The 2,398-nt window shown below is 46.2% G+C and carries 1 protein-coding gene; it reads right to left on the minus strand.

Annotated elements, in window-relative coordinates:
- Positions 1-2,398 (minus strand): hypothetical protein (locus B2V92_RS20265; protein WP_293311661.1); only part of this gene is annotated, 2,398 nt, incomplete at both ends.

Genomic DNA, 2,398 nt, shown 5'->3' on the forward strand with positions numbered 1-2,398 from the left:
CCGGAGGCCACAAGCGCGATAAAACACGGTTAACAGCCAATATTGCAGCTCTCCAGTCATCACGCCATAATTCGGTACCCTCTGCATGGATCCTTTCTGTCAATTCTTCTAAACTTTCCGTAGAGCCAGTTTTTTGTTTATACCAGGTGGCAATATCCCTAACCCTTTGCGCTATCCTACCTTCAATTTCATGCAGCACATCCCTTTCAAAATTATCAACCAGTTCCTGAGTATCCTGCCGTTGCAGATCCCTAAAACGTGCTTTAAATTCTTCGGTTCTGGCCTTTAATTCATCCATCCATGCCTTTCGGTCTCTTTTCACCTGAAAGTTTGTATCAAATTCATTGTACCAATCATTATGTCTGCGTGCAATAAAATAATCCCAGCTATCCAAACGGTTATAAAGCCGCCTGAATTCGGTCGAAGTAGGGGTATCATCAGGTCTTCTACGGTCTTCATTAATGTCGGTGTCCGGATTAAAATCTAAAACCCTTTCCCTGCCACCATACCTACCGATTACCGTATTACGCAAATTTTCACAATAATCAGGTGGAAGCTCATTCCGGTCGCAGCTTGCCAGATCCTGTTCTTCATTACCGCTTGGCGTTCCGAAAGTACTTGCCGATCTGCAATTGGCTGAAAATATGGTTAATGATGCCGTCGAATAATCATTTGATGGTATTTCGGTGTGATTGGTATAATGATTATAAGGGTAAACAATACCATAAATAACAGAAGTGGCATACCTCGTATTATATTGATCGCGGTTGATGTACGAATCAGAAACGGATGAAGATAAAGTTGTTATATATTTGAAATCATCCATCACACCCGTTGCTGCTTTTGCTTCCGCGGCACAATTTGTCCTATAGTCTGTCCAACGTTCTACCCTTGCCGAGAAATTACCTGAAGGTTTTCTTTCACTATAATGGTAAAAATCAGGTCCAACCTCCCCGATAGGTTCTTCACCGGTCATTATTGGTGGTACAGGTGGTGGCGGGATTGCTTTTGCCGAATCGGCAAAATACATTTTTCCATCATAAGGAGGCAAGCCAAATGCCCACGCCGGACAGTTTCCTGCCAGATTATTACATGCGCACTCAATATTTGCGGCCATGTGCCATGGTAAAACCATTGCCCAGGTACCTGTTTCTCCCTTAACATCCGCTGCCCAATCAAAACCGGCATCATGCTGCCTACAACCATCATGCGTATTACAATCCTGGAAATTAGTGTATTCCCACGTTATTCCAGTCATCGGATCTAAAATACGTTTTGTTCCTAAATGCGCACAGGTATCGCAGTTTACACCGCAAGCTCCCCTACATTCGGCGCCGCTCGTAATACCAGGGTTTTTCTGATAGGCATCTAATGGCCCCGGAAGCCTTGGCCCAGGACCAAACCTACGTCCATGGCCTGTACCTGTTGGATCCCAGCTGCCTCCGTTTTGCGATGGCAGATAATGTAAGGCCCTTAAAATAGTACATAAGCCGGATATCAGCGGACAATCGTCGGTAAAACCTTCACTGCGATCTATTGCGAGTCCGATATTATCAAATGGAATACCGGTAAAAGTTGGTGTAGCTACACTAATGCCCGTAATTCCATATCCAGGTATGCCACTGATAGAACCCGATAAACCAAGCGAAGCTGCTGCATCGCCGTGCCATTCGTAAGGTTGCCAGTAAATGCGGCAAAGGTTGAAACCGAGCACACTTAACTGTGCATAGGCACCGGCAAATAAATCGGCAGCCACTCCCAGATCAATATCCATATCAGGACTTGCTGTAATAGTACCTCCACCATAAGATAGCGAGCCACCGATATGTGTAGTTTGCATGCCAATTCCCCGTACAAATACAGCCGGGCCACCCTCAGCACTTAAAAGTGGGATGCTAACCGGTACTGGCACCGGACCAACAGGGATAATTCCGTTCAAACTCAATTCGCCTTTTACGCCTCCTGTTAACTCGGCACCTAATGATAAAGCACTGGTAATGCTGATACCACCGCTAATACTGTAATTACTGGTTAAAGGATTGATTAAAATATGCGTTGGGTCGAAACAGATCGGGCCAATCTGTACCTGTACCTCTGGGGTAATGCTACCTGTAATACCAATTTCGCCGGCAATTACCACATCAGGGGCAATTGGCATAGCAAAAATCGGGATCATGAAGTCTTTCTCCATGGTTGGCAAGGTAAACTGCTGGCTATGTCCATCTAACGGACAACCGCCCGGAATATCGATTTCCAGACCACTGGCGGTTATCCTTACCCCTACACCAAAAGCATCGGCCAAAGCCTGCGCGGCTTGTCCGGCTTCGGTTGCTAGCCAATCAATCGCTTCTACCCCTGCGTCGTAAACAGTTCCAGCGGCGTCTGCCACAGCTCCGGC

It is taken from the genome of Pedobacter sp. UBA5917, assembly GCF_002432345.1.
In the GTDB taxonomy this organism is placed as follows: domain Bacteria; phylum Bacteroidota; class Bacteroidia; order Sphingobacteriales; family Sphingobacteriaceae; genus Pedobacter.